Origin of the sequence: Qipengyuania xiamenensis, assembly GCF_019711495.1 — a bacterium.
Classification (GTDB): Bacteria; Pseudomonadota; Alphaproteobacteria; order Sphingomonadales; family Sphingomonadaceae; genus Qipengyuania; species Qipengyuania xiamenensis.
This window is the reverse complement of record NZ_JAIGNM010000003.1, coordinates 113,407-133,299: the sequence shown is the minus strand read 5'-3', so window position 1 is coordinate 133,299 and position 19,893 is coordinate 113,407. Positions and strand designations below refer to the sequence as shown.

Sequence of the window (19,893 nt, the reverse complement as noted above, 5' to 3'; positions counted from 1 at the left end):
ACGACGAGGCGTGCTCCAGGCACGAAAAACGCCGCCATTCGCTTGGAATGACGGCGCTTTTCCAACTGATCTGGATCAAATTCAGGCAGCCTGGGCGATGTCCTCGGCAGGCTCGGTACGGATGAGGTAGTCGAAGGCCGAGAGGCCGGCTTTCGAGCCTTCACCCATGGCCACGACGATCTGCTTGTAGGGCACATCGGTGACGTCACCGGCGCCGAAAATGCCCGGCAGGTTGGTGCGGCCTTCCTCGTCGGTGACGATCTCGCCGAACTTGGTGAGTTCGAGGCCGCTTCCTTCGAGCCATTCGGTATTCGGCACGAGGCCGATCTGGACGAACACGCCTTCCAGCTCGATCCGACGTTCGTCGCCGCTCTTGCGGTTCTTCACCACCAGCCCGTCGACCTTGCCATCCTTGCCGGTAATCTCGGTCGTTTGGCCGCTAGTGACGATCTCGACATTGGGCATGCTGCGAAGCTTCTTCTGCAGCACTTCGTCGGCGCGCAGCTTTTCGTCGAATTCGATCAGCGTCACGTGGCCGACGATCTTGGCAAGGTCGATCGCCGCTTCGACGCCCGAGTTGCCGCCGCCGATCACGGCGATACGCTTGCCCTTGAACAGCGGGCCGTCGCAGTGCGGGCAGTAAGCTACGCCCTTGTTGCGATACTCCGCTTCTCCCGGAACGCCGAGGTTTCGCCAGCGCGCGCCGGTCGCGAGGATCAGGCTACGCGACTTGAGCGAGGCACCGTTGCCCAGTTCGATCGTGTGCAATCCGCCTTCTTCCTTGGCAGGCACCAGCTTCACGGCCTTGGCGAGGTTCATCAAGTCGATGTCGTATTCGCCGACATGGCGTTCGAGATCGCCGGCGAGCTTGGGGCCTTCGGTGTAGGCGGTGCCGGGCAGGTTCTCGATGCCGAGCGTGTCATGCAGCTGGCCGCCGAAACGTTCGGCTGCGATGCCGGTACGAAAGCCCTTGCGTGCGGTGTAGATCGCCGAGGCTGCGCCGGCAGGGCCGCCGCCGATAATCAGCACTTCGAACGGATCCTTGGCCCAGAGCTTCTCGGCTGCCTTGGCATCCGCGCCGGTATCGATCTTGGCGAGGATTTCGGCGAGTTCCATCTTGCCGTTGTAGAAGGGCTCGCCGTTGAGGAAGGTCGCGGGCACGGCCATGACGTCGCGCTTCTCGACTTCGTCCTGGTAGGTGCCGCCTTCGATCAGTGTCGCGGTGATACGCGGGTTTTCCAGCGCCATCAGCGTCAGCGCCTGCACCACGTCCGGGCAGTTGTGGCACGAGAGCGAGAAATACATCTCGAAATTGAAATCGCCTTCGATTCCGCGGACCTGTTCGAGCAGGTCGGCATCGACCTTGGGCGGATGGCCACCGGCCCACAGCAGGGCCAGCACCAGCGAGGTGAATTCGTGGCCCATCGGCAGGCCCGCGAAACGCACCCACTTCTCCGCATCGCTCGCGCGGCGGATCACGAAGCTCGGCTTGCGGTGGTCCGTGCCGTCGAAGCTTGCGCTGACCATGTCGTGCAGCGCGCTGATTTCTTCGAGCAGTTCGCGCGTTGCACGCGATTTCTCGTCATCGCCGAGCGAGGCGGCCAGCTCGATCGGCTCGCGCAAATTGGCGAGGTAGGTCTTGAGCTGCTGGGTCAGGTTTGCATCGAGCATGGACGGACTCCGGGCGTTGAGCGGTGACGGGTTTCGAAAACGACGGGGGGTAAAGACCCGGGAGCTAAGGGGGGGAGGAATGCCCCCGGGTCTTCCAGCGACCCGAGACTATATTCTCGGGCTTGGGGGGTGGGGCCACTAGGCAACCCCACCTGAACTCAGGCTGTCAGCTTAGATCTTGCCAACGAGGTCGAGCGAGGGGGCAAGCGTGTCGCTGCCTTCTTCCCACGCGGCCGGGCAGACCTGGCCGGGGTTGGCGCGGACGTACTGTGCAGCCTTGATCTTGCGAGCCAGTTCGTTGGCATTGCGGCCGACGCCTTCGCAGGTCTGTTCCATGATCTGGATCACGCCATCGGGATCGACGACGAAGGTTGCGCGGTCGGCAAGGCCTGCGCCTTCACGCAGCACGTCAAAGTTGCGTGCAAGGACGTGGTTCTGGTCGCCGAGGAACGGGAAGTTCAGCTTGCCGATCTTCTCCGAGGTGTCGTGCCATGCCTTGTGGCTGAAGTGCGTGTCGGTCGACACGGCGTAGACTTCGACGTCCATCTTTTGAAGCATGTTGTACTGCTCGCCGAGGTCTTCGAGTTCGGTCGGGCAGACGAAGGTGAAGTCGGCCGGATAGAAGAAGAAGACGGCCCACTTGCCCTTCACATCTTCGTCGGTGACTTCGAAAAAGTCCTTGCCGGCCTGGAAGGCGGTTGCGTTGAACGGCTTGATGGTGCTGCCGATGATACCCATTGGTTGTTCTCCGTTGTTCGGGTGGAAACTGATGGGTTCCAGATAGGCCCTGTTGCGATGCACAAAAGCGATATGTTGCGATTGCGAGCATCGGAATTTTCAATCAATCGATTGGAACTTTCGAAAAGCGCAACTGGTTGGCGATTATCGTGCATTTTACGCAACTTTGAGGATTTTCCGGCATTTCTGCCAGAAAGACCTTCGCATGCTCGATTTCTCTGCTAATGAGAATTCTTCGCAATAAGAGGATTCGATATGCGTAAACTTGCTTTCGCCGCTGCACTCGCCAGCAGCACCCTTGCTCTGGCCGCCTGCTCGGGTGGTGCAGACGACGCTGCCGTCGATGCCGACGAGACTGCAGCCGCCACCGACGTTGACGCTGCTGCCGAAACGACCAGTGTCCTCGACGCCAGCACCGCAACTGCCGAGCAGCTTGCTGCTGTCGAAGGTGTGTCGGAAGAACTCGCCGCTGCGATCGTCGCAGGTCAGCCCTTTGCAGACGTGACCGCGTTCAACGCACTGCTGCTCGAAACGCTGTCGGCAGACGAAGCCGCAGCCGTGCTCGAAACCGTGTTCGTGCCGGTCAACCTCAACGAGGCGACCGAAGAGCAGATCCGCCTGATCCCGGGCATGACCGACAAGATGGTCCACGAATTCGAAGAATATCGCCCCTACGAAGACATGGCCGAATTCGACCGTGAAATCGGCAAATATGTCGACGAGGCCGAAGTGGCCCGCTTCCGCAACTACGTCACTCTCTGACGATATTGCAGCACGACCCTGACCCCTTCGATCACCACCAGGATGCCCACGTGGATCCAAGCGGTGGTCGGATCGAAGGCGGACAGGACCCAGTGCAGGAAGACCAGCACCGCCGCCGGATAGACGAGGCGGTGCAGCGTCTTCCATGACCGCTTGAGTGCCCTCGTCGCGATGTCGTTCGATGTCGCGGCGAGCGGTACGAACAGCGCAAAGGCCAGCCAGCCGGTGAGCAGGTACGCATCGTCCATTTCCGCCAGCACCGCGGAAAGCGAGGCCTTCTTCCAGAGATAGATCCCGGTGTGGAACGCGGCATAGCCAAAGCTCGCCACGCCGATGTCACGCCTGCGCCGCATCAGCCAGACGGCCCACTTCTGCTTGCGAAACGCGAGCCGGATCGGAGTCACCGCCAGCGTCACCAGCAACAGCCACGCGGCCCAGTCTCCGCTGTCGGCGATCGCATGCCCGTAGCCATAGAGATCGGGCGTCATAATCCAGCGCCAGCTCATCCAGATCCCGGGCAGGGCAAGCAGCAGCCACAGCAAGGGGCGCGAATTTGCGAAGGTCTTCATTGCGGGCAGTCTTCCGAAGGAATGCGGGCTAGCCGCACTGCGCGCGGTGGAGCAATTTGTGGTCCGCCAGCACCAGCGCCATCATCGCTTCGACAACTGGCGTACCGCGGATGCCGACGCAGGGGTCGTGGCGGCCCTTGGTACGGACCTCGGTGGCCTTGCCCTCGCGATCTACACTGGCAACCGGTGTGAGGATCGAGCTGGTCGGCTTGAACGCAACGCGGCAGACTACCGGCTGGCCGGTAGAAATGCCGCCCGCGATGCCGCCTGCGTGGTTGGCTGCGAATTCCACGCCATCTTCGCCGGGTGACATGGCATCGGCGTTCTGTTCTCCCGTGAGACGCGCTGCATCGAAGCCGTCGCCGATCTCCACGCCCTTGACCGCATTGATGGTCATCATGCCGGCTGCGAGATCGCTGTCGAGCTTGGCGTAGACCGGCGCGCCCCATCCGGCGGGAACGCCTGTCGCCACGCATTCGACCACGGCGCCGAGGGACGAGCCTGCCTTGCGGGCATCGTCCACGAGCTTTTCCCAGCGTTTCGCCGCCTCGGCATCAGGGCACCAGAACGGATTGCGGCCGATTTCCCCGGAGTCGAAATTCGCAGGGTCGATCCGGTCGCCGCCGATCTCGGCGACATAGGCGAGGATTTCGACCTCGCCGATCACCTTGCGCGCAACGCCGGCTGCAGCCACGCGCATCGCCGTCTCGCGCGCGCTCGACCGCCCGCCACCGCGATAGTCGCGAAAGCCGTACTTCGCGTCATAGGCATAGTCGGCATGGCCGGGGCGATAGGTGTTCGCGATCTCGGAGTAATCCTTCGATCGCTGGTCCGTGTTCTCGATCAAAAGGCTGATCGGCGTGCCGGTCGTTTTGCCCTCGAACACGCCCGATAGGATGCGGACCTCGTCGGGCTCCTTGCGCTGCGTGGTGAACTTGTTCTGCCCCGGTTTCCTCGCGTCGAGGAAGGGCTGGATGTCGGCCTCGCTCAGCTCGATACCTGGCGGGCACCCGTCGAGGACCGCGCCGATGGCAGGGCCATGGCTTTCCCCCCAGGTGGTGAAGCGAAGCACGCGTCCGAATGTGTTCCAGCTCATGGCCCCTTCCTGTCTCAACTGTGGGGCCAAGTCCACTAGGGCTGGACCAAGCCATTCTTGTGGCGCAAGAACAAAAGGCGCTCATGCAGCGGAGCGTAGCGCGGAAAGAGACCTATGATTGCGAAGCTGAAAGGCCTGCTCGACGAAACCGGTGCCGACTGGGCGGTGATCGACGTCTCGGGCGTAGGCTATCTCGTCCATTGTTCGACCAAGACACTCGCCGCGCTGGGCGAGAAAGACGAGGCCTGCACGATCTACACCGACCTGCAGGTCTCCGAGAACGACATGCGCCTGCTCGGTTTTGCCGAGGCAGCCGAACGAGACTGGTTCCGGCTGCTCACGCAGGTGCAGGGCGTGGGCAGCAAGGTCGCGCTCGCGATCCTCTCGGCGCTCTCGACTGGCGAGGTGCAACAGGCCTGCGCCAATGGCGATGCCGCCACCGTTGCGCGCGCGCAGGGCGTGGGGCCGAAGCTGGCGGGGCGCATCGTCAACGAGCTGAAGGACAAGGCCGGCGCGCTTCCAGGCGGCGGCTCCGCAGGCGGTGTGGCGCCGGCGACACCGGCCGGCGGCGCGAGTGCCGATGCAGTGAGCGCGCTCGAGAACCTCGGCTTCAAGCCGGCAGTGGCGGCGCGCGCAGTGGCGGCAGCGCAGGGCGACCTGGGCGAAGGCGCGAGCGAGGGCGACCTTATCCGCGTCGCATTGAAGAGGGCAGCAGGATGAAAGTGACGGCATTGAAGCTTGGCTTGATGAGCGCAGCAGCAGCGCTGCTAGCGACTGCGGTTAGCGCTCAGGACATGAGCGCGTTCAAGACCGGACCCGTCTTCGAAGACTTCGGCCCGCATGCTCCGGTCGAAGGCGTCGAGACCTTCGCGCCTGATACCGAGTTGTCGCACAGCTTCGACGTCGCAGAGCCAGCCAAGGACGGCGGTCGCAATCGCGGTTTCGAAAGCGCGGCCCGCTTCATCAACATGCATGTCGCGCATGGCGTGGCCGAAGAGAACATCCGCGTCGCCGTGGTGGTGCATGGCAAGGCGGTCCACGACCTGCTCTCGGCAGATGGCTGGGCGGCGCACGATATGGAAGGCGAGAATGGCAGCGCCTCCATGGTCCGTGCTATGCTGGATAAAGGCGTGCGCTTTATTGTCTGTGGTCAAAGCGCGGCGACCTATGGGGTGAGTAAAGACGAGCTGATCGAGGGCGTCGAAATGGACCTCTCCGCCATGACCGCCCACGCGAAGCTCCAGCAGCGCGGCTACACGGTGAACCCGTTTTGAAAAAACCGTCCCATATATCGCCGGAACGGCTGGAAGAGCTTCAGAAAAAGACCGGCCCTCAAGCCGAGTATTGGATTGAAGAAGGTAAGTTTTTCCGTGATCAAGCTGCTTCGACAGAGCGGTGGACGCTTGCAGCCCAGCTAACAATCACCTCTGGCGGTGTGATTACCATCTTAAACGCATCCGGCATTGATGATAACTCAAGGTTTTATGCGCTGATTTGGTTTTTCGTCGGTCTGCTTTCGACCGTCGCACTGGCCTACTTAAAGGCAAACGCATTTGCGAATATGTACGGGTTCGTTTCGAAAGCAGCTCGCGGACTTCAGGAGTTCGCGACCACTGGGAATGCCGAGAACTTACCTGATGCAATCGATTTTGAGTCAGGTCACGAGGTCAAGCGATATGAGAAGCTGACAGGACTGCTCTATTTCGTTCCGTTCGTTTCGATCATTGTCGCCGCTCTGATTACGCTAGAAGGCTTAAATTGACCGAACCCGTCCCCCTCCATTCGCCCGACCGGCAGCCGGAAGACCCAGATGCGGCGCTGCGGCCCAAGAGCCTCGAGGAGTTCGTCGGGCAGAAGGCGGCGCGCGAGAACCTTCGCGTGTTTATCGAGGCCGCGAAAAACCGTGGTGAGGCGATGGACCATGTGCTGTTCTTCGGACCTCCCGGCCTCGGCAAGACCACGCTGGCGCAGATAGTGTCGAAGGAACTTGGCGTCGGCTTCCGCGCCACCTCTGGCCCGGTAATCGCCAAGGCGGGTGACCTCGCCGCGCTGCTCACCAATCTCGAGCCGAACGACGTGCTCTTCATCGACGAGATCCACCGGCTCAATCCGGTGGTCGAGGAAGTGCTCTATCCGGCGATGGAGGACCGCGCGCTCGATATTATCATCGGCGAGGGCCCCTCGGCGCGCAGCGTGCGGATCGACTTGCCGCCCTTCACGCTGGTCGGCGCGACCACGCGGCAGGGGCTGCTGACCACGCCCTTGCGCGACCGTTTCGGCATTCCGGTGCGGCTCAACTTCTACACCGAGGACGAACTGCTCAAGGTCGTCACTCGCGGGGCTGGGTTGCTCGGCATGGGGATCGACGAGGGCGGTGCGCGCGAGATCGCCCGCCGTTCGCGCGGCACGCCGCGTGTCGCAGGCCGCCTGATGCGCCGCGTGCGCGACTTCGCCTCCGTGCTGAGAGAGCCGACCGTGACCAGCAAGGTCGCCGACGAGGCGCTGACCCGGCTCGAGGTCGACAGCCTTGGCCTCGATGCGATGGACCGCCGCTACCTCACCATGATCGCGACCACCTACAAGGGTGGCCCCGTCGGCGTCGAAACGCTCGCGGCTGGCCTTAGCGAACCGCGCGATACGGTGGAGGAAGTGATCGAGCCTTACCTCATCCAGCTCGGCCTGATCGCCCGCACTGCGCGCGGCCGCATGCTCAACGATGGCGGCTGGACGCACCTCGGCTTGAGCCCGCCACAGGGCGGACTGTTCGAAGAAGGGAAATAGGCAAGGGGTAGCCCCGATTGCCAAACGGCAGGCTTCGTGAGAGACTGCCGCGCATAAGACGAGGGTCGCATCCACTTTTGGGGAGGGGATGACGATGCCTTACAAATACGGACATTACTGGGTCGGGTTCGTGGTGCTGGTCACGGTCGCTGGCTTCTGGCCGAGCTATTTTCTGCTGTTCGCGACACCGATACCCTTCGCCTTCCATGTCCACGCTTTCACATCGCTGGCATGGCTGCTCTTCCTCATCGCGCAAAGCCTGACCATCCATAACCGGCAGCCCGCCTGGCATCGCACAATGGGGCGGGCGAGCTTCGTCCTTTTTCCGCTGCTGATCCTAGGCTTCGTGTCGATCATCAATCTTTCGGCCAGCCGCTTTGCCGCCGAGGAAAACCCCTTCATCATGCAACTGGGCCCGGCTTTCGGGATAGGGATGGTCACGGCCATCGCCGCCTATCTCTACCTCTTCTACAACGCGCTGAAGCACCGCAGGAACGTGAGGCTGCATGCGGGTTACATGCTCGCCACTCCCGCCATCCTTTTCGAATCCCCCTTCAGCCGCGTGATCGATCTCTACATCCCGTGGCTCGACTTCCTCAGCAGCGAGGGACCGCGCGATGTGCTCGACGTCATCGTGATCAGCGACGGGCTCGTCTTCCTCTTCGCTGCCGCGCTCTACCTTCGCGACCGGAAACATGGCGCGCCGTGGCTGGCGGTGATGTTTTTCGTAGCCGCACAGATGGTGCTGATGTGGTTTGCCGAATACATCCCCAGCATGAGCGCCGCCTTCGCGCTTTATGCCCAGATCCCGCCTGCCATCACACTGGCACTCGGCGCGCTGGCAGGGATCGCTGCGGTCTGGTTCGGCTGGCAGCACGGGTTGGGGCCGACGCGCAAGGCACCGGTCGCGCACCCCGCCTGAGCACTGGGCAAATGAAAAGGGCGGCTCCTCGCGGAACCGCCCTTCGATCTGTTTGTACCGTGCTGCTTACGAAGCGGCGAGCTTGCGTAGTACGTAGTGGAGGATGCCGCCGTTGCGGTAATACTCCATCTCGTTCGCCGTATCGATGCGGCAAAGTGCGGTGAAGGTGGCCTTCGAGCCGTCTTCATGCGTCACTTCCACTTCGACGTCCTGGCCCGGGGTCAGGTCGGCAAGGCCCTTGATCGTGAAGGTGTCGTCCGCGCCGAGGCCGAGGCTCTGGCGGGTGTCGCCATCCTGGAACTGCAGCGGGAGCACGCCCATGCCGATCAGGTTCGAGCGGTGGATGCGCTCGAAGCTTTCGACGATCACGGCACGAACGCCGAGCAGGATGGTGCCCTTTGCGGCCCAGTCGCGGCTCGAACCCGTGCCGTATTCCTTGCCAGCGACGACGACCAGCGGCGTACCGTCGGCCTTGTGCTTCATGGCGGCGTCGTAGATCGGCATCTGCTCACCCTTGTAGGTGGTGATGCCGCCCTCGGTGCCGGGGACCATTTCGTTCTTGATGCGGATGTTGGCGAAGGTGCCGCGCATCATGACTTCATGGTTGCCGCGGCGCGAGCCGTAGGAGTTGAAGTCCTGCTTCGAGACCTGATGGCTCTTGAGGTATTCGCCAGCGGGGCTGTCTTCCTTGATCGAGCCTGCGGGCGAGATGTGGTCGGTCGTAGTCGAATCGCCGAGGATCGCCAGCGGCTTTGCATCGGTGATGTCGGTGACCGGTGCCGGCTCCATGTCCATGCCTTCGAAGAAGGGCGGGCTGGCGACGTAGGTGCTGGTCGGGTTCCAGGTGTAGGTGTCCGAAGCTTCGACCTTGATAGCCTGCCAATGCTCGTCGCCCTTGTAGACGTCGGCGTAGCGGCTTTCGAACATCTCGCGGTCGATGTTCTTGGTGCGGTGCTCGCGGATTTCCTCATTGGTTGGCCAGACATCGGCCAGCATCACGTCGTTGCCGTCCTGGTCCTGGCCCAGCGGGGTTTCGGTGATGTCCTTCGTCACCGTGCCGAGGATCGAGTAAGCAACCACGAGCGGCGGCGAAGCGAGGAAGTTGGCGCGCACGTCGGGCGACACGCGGCCTTCGAAGTTGCGGTTACCCGAGAGGACCGATGCGGCGACGATGTCGTTGCCGTTGATGGCCTTGCTGATCGGCGGAGCGAGCGGGCCCGAGTTGCCGATGCAGGTGGTGCAGCCATAACCGACGAGGTCGAAGCCCATGGCGTCGAGATCGTCCTGCAAGCCCGACTTCACGAGGTAATCGGTGACGACCTGCGATCCTGGTGCGAGGCTGGTCTTCACCCACGGCTTGGGCTGGAGGCCCTTTTCGCGCGCCTTCTTGGCGACGAGGCCGGCGGCGATCAGCACATCGGGGTTCGAGGTGTTGGTGCAGCTGGTGATCGCGGCGATCACGACGTCGCCATCGCCGACGTCATGGTCCTTGCCTTCGACGTCGACGCGCAGCGGCGCATCCTTGTTGTAGATCGACTTGAGGTCGGTGTTGAACAGCTCGTCGACCTGCGGAAGTGCAACGCGGTCCTGCGGGCGCTTGGGGCCGGCGAGACTGGGCACGACCTTGGAAATGTCGAGTTCGAGCGTCTTGGTGAAGACCGGCTCGTTCTCCGGCGTGAACCACATGCCCTGTTCTTTCGAATAGGCTTCGACGAGCGCGATGGTTTCCTCGTCGCGGCCGGTGAGGCGCATGTATTCGAGCGTCTTGTCGTCGATACCGAAGAAGCCGCAGGTCGCGCCGTATTCGGGCGCCATGTTGGCGATCGTCGCACGGTCGGCGAGGGTGAGGTTGGCAACGCCTTCGCCGTAGAATTCGACGAAGCGGCCGACCACGCCGACTTCGCGCAGCATCTGCACGCAGGTAAGCACAAGGTCGGTCGCGGTCACGCCCTCTGCCATCGCGCCGGTCAGCTTGAAGCCGACGACTTCGGGGATGAGCATCGAGATCGGCTGGCCGAGCATCGCTGCTTCGGCTTCGATACCGCCGACGCCCCAGCCAAGGACGCCAAGGCCGTTGATCATGGTGGTGTGACTGTCGGTGCCGACGCAGGTGTCGGGATAGGCGACGGTCGCGCCGTCAGGGCCTTCCGAGTTCCACACGCCCTTGCCGATGTATTCGAGGTTCACCTGGTGGCAGATTCCGGTGCCCGGGGGCACTGCGGAGAAGTTCTTGAAGCTCTTCGAGCCCCACTTGAGGAAGTCGTAACGCTCGGCATTGCGGGCGTATTCGAGCTCGACGTTCTTTTCGAAAGCCTTGGGGTGGCCGAATTCGTCGACCATGACCGAGTGGTCGATCACGAGGTTCACGGGAACCTGCGGGTTGATCTTCGAGGTGTCGCCGCCGAGCTTGCCGATCGCATCGCGCATTGCAGCGAGGTCGACCACGCAGGGCACGCCGGTGAAGTCCTGCAGCAGTACGCGCGCCGGGCGGTACTGGATTTCCTTGCCGGTCGCCGGGTTCTTCTGCCAGTCGGCGATTGCCTGTGCGTCGTCGGTCGAGACGGTGAAACCACCGTCTTCGAAGCGCAGCATGTTCTCCAGCAGGACCTTCAGGCTGAAGGGAAGCTTCGACACGTCACCGATTTTCTCGGCCGCCTTCTTGAAGGAGTAGTAGGCGTAATCCTTGCCGTTAACGGTAAGGGTTGAGCGTGTTCCGAGCGTGTCCTGGCCGACCTGGGTCATGCGGGCTTTCGTCCTTTCTGTCTGGAGCCGTCACGAGACCAATGGTCCGGACAGCGAAATGTGCCGCGCCTGTGCGCTGTGACGGTCAAAAAATCAAGGGTTGGCGCGTCTCAGAAACGCTTCGCCGGGAACCAGAAAAGCTCTTCATCGATTATTAAGGCAAAATCTGGGCAACTGGAGCGCACGGCCACAAACCGCCGGAAGCGCGCGGCCCGATGAGGAGTTTATTATGAATACCCTGCGGAACGCGACGCAAACGTCGCGCCGAACCCTTCATGTCGCCGTTACCGCTGCCGTTCTCGGTGTTGCAGCCATGTTCACCGCTGCATTCACCTTCGCAGGCAATGATGCGCAGGCAAGCGAGGCGACCCAGGTCGCGGTAGCAGCGCAGCGTTAAAGAGCTCTTTGCTCGGGTCGCCGGCGAGTGGCGATCCAGCACCCGATGACGATCAGGACGGCCCCCGCAACGGTGGTCGGTCCGACCCTCTCCCCGAAATAGAGCCAGCCGAAGAGCGAGGCCCACAGGAAGCCGGTATATTCGATCGGCACGAGCCTCTGCGCCTCGGCGCGGGCATAGGCCCAGGCAAGAAATAAGGCTGCGCCCACGGCCAGCGCCGCGCCTGCGCCGATCTCCAGCCATGCGCGGCCTTCGGGCCAGACCAGCAGGAAAGGCGCTCCGGCTAGCAGCACGAAACTGACGATCCCGTTCTGGAATGTGCTGACCTCGACCGGCCCGGCGACAAGTGCCTGCTGGCGCTGGAGAACGAGATTCCACGCATAGAGCAGGGCAGACACGCCGATGAGGATAAGGCCGGTCACGGCATCCTCGGTCATCCGTTCTCGCCCGATCCTGCCGCCGACGATGACCATAACACCCGCGAGGCCCAGGATGGCTGCGATGATAGCGCGCCGCTCTATCTTTTCGCCGAGCAGCCATGCCGCGAGGAAAAGCGCGATAAGCGGGGCCACGAAGCTGATCGCGATGGCCTCGGCCAACGGAAGGCGCACGAGCGAGGCAAAGAAGGTCCAACCCATGAAGGCGACCACCACCCCACGAACGATATGCACACGCATGACATGTTTCTCGGGCATCCGCCGGCTACGCCACAGCCAGAAAGGCGCGATCATCGCAAAGCCCAGCAGGCAGCGCAGCAAATATGCGCTGTAGGCCCCGACTGCGATCGAGGCGCTCTTCATCACTGCATCCATCGCGGAGAAAAGTGCAATTCCCGCCATGGTCGCCAGAATGGGGCGCAAATGCTCGGCAGAATTGCTCATCGGGCCGGACCATAGGGTCGTGAACGCGGCAGGTCATCACGGTTCAGCGACCCGCAAGCAGCTTTCGGCGAATATATGTTCAAACAACAATGGCGCACTGCGCGCCGCGCAGCTATTTACGCTGCCGTCACATACTGGTGGGACTGATGAATAAACCGACCCTTCTTTCCGGCGCCGCCCTGATCGCGGCAGGCCTTTTCACGGCAGCATCGGCGCAGGAATCTGTGCCCGAAAGCATACTGCCACAGACCGAAAGGCAGGAAGAACGGGCCAGCGAAGCGCCGCAGACGGTGGAGGAGGCCTTCGGCGACATCCGTATGCAGAGCGGCGAGGTGGTGCAGGAAGTGCCCTCGCTCGAAGGCGTCTGGACTGTCGAGCAGGTCCAGCAGCTTATCGAATTCATCCCGACACTGACTGCTGAAGGCCTTCGTCCCGAAGATTACCGGCTCGATGCCTTGCAGGAGCGTGCCGCTGAAGGCGAGAGCGATGCGCTCAACGTGCTCGCCAGCGAGACCTTTGTCTGGCTGGTTGAGGACCTGCGCGACGGCCGGACCCCGATGGAATCGCGCCGCCAGTGGTTCGTGGTCGACCCCGATGCCGATCGCCTGCCGACTTGGAAATTGCTCGAGGACGCGTTGGCGACTGGGGACATCACCGGCACGCTTACCGGCCTGCATCCGGTCCATCCCGATTACGCAGCGCTGCGCGAAGAGCTCGCCACTGCAACCGATCCCGCCCGCATCAAGCTGATCCGCGCCAACATGGATCGCTGGCGCTGGCTGCCGCAGGATCTCGGCAAGCAATACCTCATGACCAATGTGCCCGAATTCATGCTTCGCCTGACGGTGAACGGGCGCATCATCAAGAGTTATCGCACGGTTGTCGGCAAGCCCGGCCGCACGGCCACGCCGCAACTCTCCGAGATGGTTGAAGCCATCATCTTCAATCCGACTTGGACCGTTCCGCAGTCGATCGTCGTCGGCGAAGGTTTGGGCAACAAGGTTCTCAGCAACCCGCAGTGGGCCGCTTCGCAGGGCTACAAGGCGACCAAGGGTGCCGGCGGATGGATCGGCGTCGTCCAGCAGCCGGGACCGCTCAACGCTCTCGGACTGATGAAGCTCGACATGCCCAACGAGCATGCAATTTTTCTTCATGACACGCCCAGTCGCCACCTGTTCAACCAGGCTAACCGCGCACTCAGCCACGGCTGTATTCGCGTGGAAGGCGCTCTCGAAGTTGCCATGACCATGGCGATGCTCGGCAATGCCACGAGCAAGGCCGAATTGCCCGACATCCAGCAGGAAGTGACGGAAATCAGCGCGAGCCGGGAATATACGCGTTATCCGATGGCGAAGCAGTGGCCGGTCTACATCACCTATTTCACCATGGCGACCGACGTGAATGGCGAGATGAAGGCGTTCAAGGATCTCTACGATCGCGACAAGCCGGTACTCGAGGCACTCGATGCACCGCGCGTTTCGGACCGTGCCCGCGAAACGAGCGAGGAAGCCGTCGAGATCATCGACGACATGCAGATTACCGCCTGATTAGAATACGCCGGGATTGGTGCGTTCGAACGTGCCGCCGTTCTCGTTCATGACCAGTTCGGTCTGCGTGATCGGCGGACGCATGCGGCTGCCGTCTTCGGCAAGGCCGAGACTCTCGGCGTAGAGCAACCGGCCGCCGCTCAGGTCGATCAGCACCTTGTCGAACTGGTCCGGGCCAAGGGCGAAACACCCGTTCGAACGGCCAAGGCGGCCCCAGCGCGAGACATGTTCGGGGCGGGCATACTCAGCCTGATGCATCACGATGGCACGGGGAAGGGCAAGGTCGTTGGTTGGGTCGAGCCCGTCCAGCCTGATCGAGGTGCCGTAGCGTCCGGTATACCAGCTGCGCGTCATATAGGCGCCGCGGCTCGTCGCTTCGCTCCCCTCGATGTTCGAATAGCGCTTGAGCCAGCCGTCATGTTCGCTGTCCGAACCGGTGCCGTGGCTGACATGGAAACTTTCGACGCGTTCGTTGGCGAGATCGACGAAGTGGAAGCGCTTCTGCGAGGAATGCAGGCCGAAATCGGCGATTCCCACAATGTCCTTCTTCCAGATCGCATTGCCGACCCGCGCGAGTTGCTCGCGCGCAATGGCGAACAGCTGGGCATCGCGGCTCGCGGTCGGGTTCACCTGCGCAAACGCCCGGCCCGCAAAACTGGTTGCGGCAGTGGCGGCGAGGGTGCCCTTGAGAAGGTCGCGGCGATTCATGTGCCTATCCTATAACATCCGACACACTAGCGGAAGCTGAACGAGCATTGGTCCGCGCGCAGGCGAGCATCGAACGCGCGTGGCGATCGGCGACTTCGCGCGGATCGCGCCCGTATCCTCCGCCTAGCGCGCTGGCGACGGGAATGCCGCGTTTGCGTGTCTCATCAATGACATAGGCGTCGCGGCGCTCCAGCCCTTCGTCGGTAAGGGAAAGACGGCCAAGCTTGTCGTTTCCGTGTACGTCCACGCCTGCCTGGTAGAGCACCATGTCGGGCGCAAAATCTGCGAAGATGCCCGGAAGGTGGCGATCGAGCGCCTCGAGGTAGCCTTCGTCGTCGACTCCGTCGCCAAGGGGCACATCGAGGCTGGAGCGGGCCTTGCGAACGGGGAAGTTCTTCTCAGCATGGAGCGACAGGGTGAAAATGTCGTCACGACCTGCTGTCAGGCTGGCCGTCCCGTCGCCTTGGTGGACATCGAGATCGACGATCAGAACGCGGGCCGCGTCGCCTTCCGCAATCAGACGGTTCGCGCACACGGCAAGGTCGTTGAAGACGCAATATCCAGCGCCCGTATCGTGCAACGCATGATGGCTGCCGGCTGCCGAATTCGCGGCATAGCCATGTTGCTTAGCAAGCTGCGCGGCGAGCCATGTGCCGCCATTGGTATGAGCCACGCGCTGCGCGATATGCGGAGTGACGGGAAAGCCGATCCGCCGCTCCTTTTCGTGCGGAACGCTGGCCGTGAAGACCTGCTCGACATAGTCGGGGCAATGGACAGCCTCCAGCCAGCGGCGCGGCATGGGGGCAGGTGCGTGCTCGGTCAGCGGATATCCGCTTTCGCGCAAGGCCACCATGACCGCCATGTACTTGTCGAAGCGGAAGGTCCCGCGCGTAGGGGCGGGCGCCATGTAATCGGCGTGGTGGACGACGTGGAGAATGGCTCTACCCGCGCTTAGTGGCCGCCTCTGCGACCAGTTTCTGCAGGTTCGGGACAGCTGCCATGGTCGCGGCGGGCATCTCGGACACGATCGCGAGGCGTTCGGGCGCGTTTTCCTTCAGCCAACGCACCGTGGGCGCGGCGGGATCGAGGCGGGACTGCGAGAGGAATTTCGAGATCTTGGGATTGCTCGCCCACAGGAAGCGGTTCTGGCCCGTGCCCAGCAAAGTGCCTGCATAGCCGTCGATATCGTCGACGAAGGTGACCGGCTTGCACAGCGCGTTCTTTTCCTCGTCGGTGTCGAAATTGGCTTCGACAAAGGCAGTCACCGCCGCGTTCAATGTAACGAGCGGGACGTGAAGCAACTGCATCACGATTTTGTCGTCCTGCCATTGCGGCGAGACCGGCTTGGGTGTGACCGCCGATGCCGTGCAATCGACGAACAGCGTGTCTTCGGGAACCTCGACCTCTCCCTCAGCGAGGATCATGCGGCCCGGTTCGATCGACTGCACCCGTCCCTTGCGGACGACATTGCCGATCGTCCTCAGGCGGTCGACTTCGCCTTCGGATATGGTGGCATAGTGGAACATTTTCGGCTCGACCCCGGTGTCGATCCGCAGCATGGCGCCGTCCTTCTCCAGCCGGTGGAAAATATCGGCCACGCTCTCTGCTTTTGCCGCAGCCTTCATGATCGCGAGCTGTCCGCCGACGGTTCCTTCGAAAAATTCCTCGCCCGGCTGTGTGATGGTGCGGTTGATGAGCCAGCTTTCACGCGGCTTGACCCAGGTTATCGCATCGGGCGCAAAGCCTGCCTCGAGCAACCAGACGCCTGCATCCATTGCGGTCTTGCCTGCACCCAGGATGACGACGTGCGAGGGAATGCCCTCCTTGGCGCGCCACAATTCCGGCAGCTTGCCGGGTACTTCGACGCGCACTCCATCGGCCACCGCGAACTTGCGGGTATGCGTCGTGGGAACGGAAGTCGCGAAATAGGTGGTGTCCACCAGCTTGCGCCGGACTTTCACCGCGTGCTCTTCGCCCGAGAAGATATTGCGGAAAGCCTTGTCGCCTAGGTACTCGCTGTTCGGGAAATAGCGCACGCGGCCCGTGGGCAGCAGGTGGTCGCGCATGACCGACTGGAAATAGGCAAGCACCTCGGCGCCACTGGCAAGCTCGTAAAAGCCCTTGTTCGGGCCCTCCTCGTCGATCCGGTCGTGGCCCAGCGGCACGCTTTCAACGCCATAGGTGGCGCTCGGCTGGTGCAGCGCGACGAAGGAATAGGCGTCGTTCCAGTGTCCGCCGGGCGCGGAGTGCCTGTCGACCATGATGACGTCGGCATCGGGATCTTCGGCGATCAACGTGTCGACGAAGGACAGCGCCGTCGCGCCCGCGCCGATGACCAGATAGTCGGTTTCGAGGGTCATCGGCGTATCTCCCGTTGCTTAGCTGGCGAGGCGCACCAGCTCGTCGTAGATTTCGTCTTCGCTGCGGCTGGCTGCATTACGCCATGTGGTCGCGGTATCGGCATTTACCAGAGTTCCGAAGGGTGTGAGAACCAGCAGGTTCGGCGTGCCGGGAAGCTCTTCAAGACCGAAACGGGCCGCGATGTCGAGATTATGCCCGTCGCCTGTTTGCGGCATGCCGACATTGACGAAGACCAGCTCGTACTCCGCCTCGACCAGTTGCTGGAAGCGCGGCGTTTCGAGCCAGCCAGCAAGCGCGCGGCTGTCGTGGCACCAGTTGGCACCCATAACCAGCATGACGTGCTTGCCGCTCGACATGGCGCGCTCGAGTGCGGCATCGACTTGGGCGGAAGCGTCATCGGATACGGTGAAGGACCGCGCCTCAGGATGATGCGCGACCGGTGCTTCGGGAGTGCTGGCGCAAGCTGCAAGCGTTAGCGAGGCGGCCAGCGTCAGGACTGCACGCTTCATTCCGCAGCCTCTGCGTGCGGATCGAATGCGGTTGCTTCGCCGGCTTCGATCTTTGCCGCCTTTTCCTCTACCAGCCTTACGATGTGATCGAGCATGTCCTCGCTCTCGATGTGATGATCCTTCACACCCGAGAGGTAGACCATGTGCTTGCCCGATCCGCCGCCGGTCAGGCCGATATCGGTTTCGCGCGCTTCGCCGGGTCCATTGACCACGCAGCCAAGGACCGAAAGGCTCATCGGCGTCTTGATGTGCTCGAGCCGCTTTTCGAGCGTTTCGACCGTGCGGATCACGTCGAAGCCCTGACGCGAGCAGCTCGGGCAGGATACGACGCGTACGCCGCGGGTCCTGAGGCCCAGCGCCTTGAGCATCTCGAAGCCCACTTTGACTTCCTGCTCCGGTTCCGCCGAGAGCGAGACGCGGATCGTGTCGCCAATGCCCGCCCAGAGCAGGCTACCGATGCCGATGCTCGACTTGACGGTGCCGCCGATCAGGCTGCCCGCCTCGGTAATGCCGAGGTGCAGCGGGCAGTCCACCGCGTCCGCCAGCCCGTGATAGGCAGCGACCGCGAGGAACACGTCGCTGGCCTTCACCGCGACCTTGTATTCGTGGAAATCGTGATCCTGCAGCAGCTTGATGTGATCGAGCGCGCTTTCGATCAGCGCCTCGGGGCAAGGCTCACCGTATTTTTCGAGCAGGTCCTTCTCGAGGCTACCGGCGTTCACACCGATACGGATCGCGCAGCCGTTCGCCTTGGCCGCGCGCACGACTTCGGCAACGCGGTCCGACGAACCGATATTGCCCGGGTTGATGCGCAGGCAGGCCGCGCCCTTGTCTGCTGCTTCGAGCGCGCGCTTGTAGTGGAAATGGATGTCCGCAACGATCGGGACGTTCGCCGCCTTGGTGATCTTGTCGAAATTCGCCGTCGATTCCTCGGTCGGGCACGACACGCGGATGATGTCTGCTCCGACGTCCTCGCAGCGGCGGATCTGATCAATCGTGGCAGCTACATCCTCGGTTGGCGTATTGGTCATGGTCTGGACCGAAATCGGCGCATCCCCGCCGACGGGGACATTGCCGACCATGATCTGGCGGGACTGGCGGCGCTCGATATCGCGCCAAGGGCGTACGGAAGACATGTGGCGCGATATAGGGGAGGGTTGATGAAGGAGCAATGACAGGCACAGCGACTTGCTGCATGAGGCTTGAATGAGCGAAGACACTGACGAGATCATTACGACGGAAGCGCTCCTTTTCGGGCGCGTCCTCGACGGCAAGGGCGGGGCGCGCGAGATCGGCTGGGAAGAAGCGCAGGCCTGGCAACCCGCAGCGCCGGGCGAGGTCCTGTGGCTGCATCTGTGCCGCAATCGCCCGGGCGTACAGGCATGGCTGGAGGAGCAGCTCCACGTCCCCGAACCCACGGCCGAATTGCTCACCAGCGACCAGACCCGCCCGCGTGCCTTCCGCGATGGCGAAACGCTTGTCGGAACTCTGCGCGGGATCAACTTCAATCCCGGTGCGGAACCGGAAGACATGATCTCCATGCAATTGTGGTGCGACGGGCGGCGGCTCGTCACGCTGCGCCGTCATCCGCTACAAACACCGCGCGAGGTCATGGCCATGCTCGACCGCGGGAGCGGGCCGCCCGATGCGGGGGCCACGATCACGCTGCTCGCCGAACTTATGATCGCACGAATGAGCCAGTCGATCGTCGACATGAACTTCGTGCTCGACACGCTGGAGGACGAGGATCCCGAAAAGGATCCGGAAGGCATGCTGAAACGCATCTCCACCATCCGGCGCAACTGCCTTGGCCTGAAACGCCACATGGCGCCGCAGCACGAGGCGCTCGAACAGATCAGCCGCGATTCTCCCTACTGGTTCGAGGAAGAAGACCGCCGCGAGATCGCCGAAAGTATCGCGCGCCTGCGCCGCTATCTCGACGATATCGACATCAGCAAGGAAAGCGCGCTGGTGCTGCAGGACGAACTGCGCGCCCGCAGCCTCGCGAGCAGCGAGCACGCGACCTACATGCTCACCATCGTGGCGGGAATTTTCCTGCCGCTCGGCTTTCTGACCGGACTGCTCGGCATCAATGTGGGCGGCATGCCCGGCATGGACGACCCCGACGCCTTCTGGCGCGTGGTAGCCCTGTGCCTGTTCCTGTTCGTCGCGCTGATCGTGGTGTTCAGGCGATTGCGCTGGCTCTAGC

The 19,893-nt window shown here is 62.6% G+C and carries 20 protein-coding genes; 9 read left to right on the top strand and 11 right to left on the bottom strand.

Features of this window, described 5'->3' with window-relative positions; all coding sequences use genetic code 11:
• Positions 1–81: 81 nt before the first annotated feature.
• A complete protein-coding gene (gene ahpF, locus K3165_RS12185; protein WP_221549168.1) occupies positions 82–1,671 on the bottom strand; it encodes an alkyl hydroperoxide reductase subunit F in 1,590 nt (529 codons plus the stop codon).
• A gap of 171 nt (positions 1,672–1,842) precedes the next feature.
• Positions 1,843–2,409 carry an alkyl hydroperoxide reductase subunit C gene (gene ahpC / locus K3165_RS12180; protein WP_040966000.1) on the bottom strand — a complete coding sequence of 189 codons (567 nt, stop codon included), beginning with the start codon at positions 2,407–2,409 and terminating at the stop codon, positions 1,843–1,845.
• A gap of 255 nt (positions 2,410–2,664) precedes the next feature.
• On the opposite strand from ahpC, the gene K3165_RS12175 reads away from it, so the two are divergent.
• Entirely contained in the window at positions 2,665–3,171 is a 507-nt protein-coding gene (locus K3165_RS12175; RefSeq protein ID WP_221549167.1) for a ComEA family DNA-binding protein, read from the top strand.
• Here K3165_RS12175 and K3165_RS12170 read toward each other — a convergent pair.
• Together K3165_RS12170 and aroC are read right to left on the bottom strand one after the other, a co-directional pair.
• A complete protein-coding gene (locus tag K3165_RS12170) occupies positions 3,156–3,740 on the bottom strand; it encodes a protein-methionine-sulfoxide reductase heme-binding subunit MsrQ (RefSeq protein ID WP_247714129.1) in 585 nt (194 codons plus the stop codon). The genes K3165_RS12175 and K3165_RS12170 overlap by 16 nt on opposite strands.
• Positions 3,741–3,768: 28 nt before the next feature.
• A complete protein-coding gene (gene aroC, locus K3165_RS12165; RefSeq protein WP_221549166.1) occupies positions 3,769–4,836 on the bottom strand; it encodes a chorismate synthase in 1,068 nt (355 codons plus the stop codon).
• A 114-nt stretch (positions 4,837–4,950) separates the two neighbouring features.
• On the opposite strand from aroC, the gene ruvA reads away from it, so the two are divergent.
• The 5 genes from ruvA to K3165_RS12140 all read left to right on the top strand — a co-directional run bounded on the left by ruvA (position 4,951) and on the right by K3165_RS12140 (position 8,539).
• Positions 4,951–5,556 (top strand): Holliday junction branch migration protein RuvA, encoded by a 606-nt coding sequence (ruvA, locus tag K3165_RS12160; RefSeq protein WP_221549165.1) that lies wholly within the window; start codon positions 4,951–4,953, stop codon positions 5,554–5,556.
• Positions 5,557–5,582: 26 nt separating this feature from the next.
• On the top strand, positions 5,583–6,110 hold the full coding sequence (locus K3165_RS12155; protein ID WP_247714128.1) for a DsrE family protein: 528 nt from the start codon (positions 5,583–5,585) through the stop codon (positions 6,108–6,110).
• A complete protein-coding gene (locus K3165_RS12150) occupies positions 6,107–6,598 on the top strand; it encodes a hypothetical protein (protein ID WP_221549163.1) in 492 nt (163 codons plus the stop codon). Before K3165_RS12155 ends, K3165_RS12150 begins: the two co-directional genes overlap by 4 nt.
• Positions 6,595–7,617 carry a Holliday junction branch migration DNA helicase RuvB gene (ruvB, locus tag K3165_RS12145; RefSeq protein WP_221549162.1) on the top strand — a complete coding sequence of 341 codons (1,023 nt, stop codon included), beginning with the start codon at positions 6,595–6,597 and terminating at the stop codon, positions 7,615–7,617. Before K3165_RS12150 ends, ruvB begins: the two co-directional genes overlap by 4 nt.
• A gap of 94 nt (positions 7,618–7,711) precedes the next feature.
• Positions 7,712–8,539: a hypothetical protein gene (locus K3165_RS12140; RefSeq protein WP_221549161.1), complete on the top strand. Its 828-nt coding sequence runs from the start codon at positions 7,712–7,714 to the stop codon at positions 8,537–8,539.
• A 66-nt stretch (positions 8,540–8,605) separates the two neighbouring features.
• Here K3165_RS12140 and acnA read toward each other — a convergent pair whose 3' ends face one another.
• Positions 8,606–11,281 carry an aconitate hydratase AcnA gene (gene acnA, locus K3165_RS12135; protein ID WP_221549160.1) on the bottom strand — a complete coding sequence of 892 codons (2,676 nt, stop codon included), beginning with the start codon at positions 11,279–11,281 and terminating at the stop codon, positions 8,606–8,608.
• Positions 11,282–11,510: 229 nt separating this feature from the next.
• On the opposite strand from acnA, the gene K3165_RS12130 reads away from it, so the two are divergent.
• Positions 11,511–11,678 carry a hypothetical protein gene (locus tag K3165_RS12130; RefSeq protein WP_221549159.1) on the top strand — a complete coding sequence of 56 codons (168 nt, stop codon included), beginning with the start codon at positions 11,511–11,513 and terminating at the stop codon, positions 11,676–11,678.
• On the opposite strand, the gene K3165_RS12125 is transcribed toward K3165_RS12130, so the two are convergent.
• On the bottom strand, positions 11,675–12,559 hold the full coding sequence (locus K3165_RS12125; RefSeq protein ID WP_221549158.1) for a DMT family transporter: 885 nt from the start codon (positions 12,557–12,559) through the stop codon (positions 11,675–11,677). The two genes, K3165_RS12130 and K3165_RS12125, sit on opposite strands and share 4 nt — an antisense overlap.
• A gap of 146 nt (positions 12,560–12,705) precedes the next feature.
• On the opposite strand from K3165_RS12125, the gene K3165_RS12120 reads away from it, so the two are divergent.
• Positions 12,706–14,106: a L,D-transpeptidase family protein gene (locus K3165_RS12120; protein WP_221549157.1), complete on the top strand. Its 1,401-nt coding sequence runs from the start codon at positions 12,706–12,708 to the stop codon at positions 14,104–14,106.
• On the opposite strand, the gene K3165_RS12115 is transcribed toward K3165_RS12120, so the two are convergent.
• Genes K3165_RS12115 through ispG form a run of 5 tightly spaced genes read right to left on the bottom strand, consistent with a single transcriptional unit; the run spans position 14,107 to position 18,820 of the window.
• Positions 14,107–14,814: a murein L,D-transpeptidase catalytic domain-containing protein gene (locus K3165_RS12115; protein ID WP_221549156.1), complete on the bottom strand. Its 708-nt coding sequence runs from the start codon at positions 14,812–14,814 to the stop codon at positions 14,107–14,109.
• A 4-nt stretch (positions 14,815–14,818) separates the two neighbouring features.
• On the bottom strand, positions 14,819–15,721 hold the full coding sequence (locus tag K3165_RS12110) for a histone deacetylase family protein (protein ID WP_221549155.1): 903 nt from the start codon (positions 15,719–15,721) through the stop codon (positions 14,819–14,821).
• Positions 15,722–15,755: 34 nt separating this feature from the next.
• A complete protein-coding gene (locus K3165_RS12105; RefSeq protein ID WP_221549154.1) occupies positions 15,756–17,174 on the bottom strand; it encodes an NAD(P)/FAD-dependent oxidoreductase in 1,419 nt (472 codons plus the stop codon).
• 18 nt (positions 17,175–17,192) lie between these two features.
• Complete coding sequence (locus tag K3165_RS12100) at positions 17,193–17,684, bottom strand: thioredoxin family protein (protein ID WP_221549153.1); 492 nt, start codon at positions 17,682–17,684, stop codon at positions 17,193–17,195.
• Positions 17,681–18,820, bottom strand: coding sequence for a flavodoxin-dependent (E)-4-hydroxy-3-methylbut-2-enyl-diphosphate synthase (gene ispG, locus K3165_RS12095; protein ID WP_221549152.1), 1,140 nt, complete (start codon positions 18,818–18,820; stop codon positions 17,681–17,683). Before ispG ends, K3165_RS12100 begins: the two co-directional genes overlap by 4 nt.
• A 70-nt stretch (positions 18,821–18,890) precedes the next feature.
• Here ispG and K3165_RS12090 point away from each other — a divergent pair, with 70 nt between their 5' ends.
• On the top strand, positions 18,891–19,892 hold the full coding sequence (locus tag K3165_RS12090) for a zinc transporter ZntB (protein ID WP_221549151.1): 1,002 nt from the start codon (positions 18,891–18,893) through the stop codon (positions 19,890–19,892).
• Position 19,893: the final 1 nt, after the last annotated feature.

Bases quoted from the DNA above. Each gene is read 5' to 3' on its own strand.
- ahpF (WP_221549168.1), bottom strand. From the start codon at position 1,671: ATGCTCGATGCAAACCTGACCCAGCAGCTCAAGACCTACCTCGCCAAT.
- acnA (WP_221549160.1), bottom strand. From the start codon at position 11,281: ATGACCCAGGTCGGCCAGGACACGCTCGGAACACGCTCAACCCTTACC.
- K3165_RS12100 (WP_221549153.1), bottom strand. From the start codon at position 17,684: ATGAAGCGTGCAGTCCTGACGCTGGCCGCCTCGCTAACGCTTGCAGCT.
- K3165_RS12140 (WP_221549161.1), top strand. From the start codon at position 7,712: ATGCCTTACAAATACGGACATTACTGGGTCGGGTTCGTGGTGCTGGTC.
- K3165_RS12125 (WP_221549158.1), bottom strand. From the start codon at position 12,559: ATGAGCAATTCTGCCGAGCATTTGCGCCCCATTCTGGCGACCATGGCG.
- K3165_RS12110 (WP_221549155.1), bottom strand. From the start codon at position 15,721: ATGGCGCCCGCCCCTACGCGCGGGACCTTCCGCTTCGACAAGTACATG.
- ispG (WP_221549152.1), bottom strand. From the start codon at position 18,820: ATGTCTTCCGTACGCCCTTGGCGCGATATCGAGCGCCGCCAGTCCCGC.
- ahpC (WP_040966000.1), bottom strand. From the start codon at position 2,409: ATGGGTATCATCGGCAGCACCATCAAGCCGTTCAACGCAACCGCCTTC.
- K3165_RS12130 (WP_221549159.1), top strand. From the start codon at position 11,511: ATGAATACCCTGCGGAACGCGACGCAAACGTCGCGCCGAACCCTTCAT.
- K3165_RS12090 (WP_221549151.1), top strand. From the start codon at position 18,891: ATGAGCGAAGACACTGACGAGATCATTACGACGGAAGCGCTCCTTTTC.
- ruvA (WP_221549165.1), top strand. From the start codon at position 4,951: ATGATTGCGAAGCTGAAAGGCCTGCTCGACGAAACCGGTGCCGACTGG.
- K3165_RS12105 (WP_221549154.1), bottom strand. From the start codon at position 17,174: ATGACCCTCGAAACCGACTATCTGGTCATCGGCGCGGGCGCGACGGCG.
- K3165_RS12175 (WP_221549167.1), top strand. From the start codon at position 2,665: ATGCGTAAACTTGCTTTCGCCGCTGCACTCGCCAGCAGCACCCTTGCT.
- K3165_RS12120 (WP_221549157.1), top strand. From the start codon at position 12,706: ATGAATAAACCGACCCTTCTTTCCGGCGCCGCCCTGATCGCGGCAGGC.
- K3165_RS12115 (WP_221549156.1), bottom strand. From the start codon at position 14,814: ATGAATCGCCGCGACCTTCTCAAGGGCACCCTCGCCGCCACTGCCGCA.
- K3165_RS12170 (WP_247714129.1), bottom strand. From the start codon at position 3,740: ATGAAGACCTTCGCAAATTCGCGCCCCTTGCTGTGGCTGCTGCTTGCC.
- K3165_RS12155 (WP_247714128.1), top strand. From the start codon at position 5,583: ATGAGCGCAGCAGCAGCGCTGCTAGCGACTGCGGTTAGCGCTCAGGAC.
- aroC (WP_221549166.1), bottom strand. From the start codon at position 4,836: ATGAGCTGGAACACATTCGGACGCGTGCTTCGCTTCACCACCTGGGGG.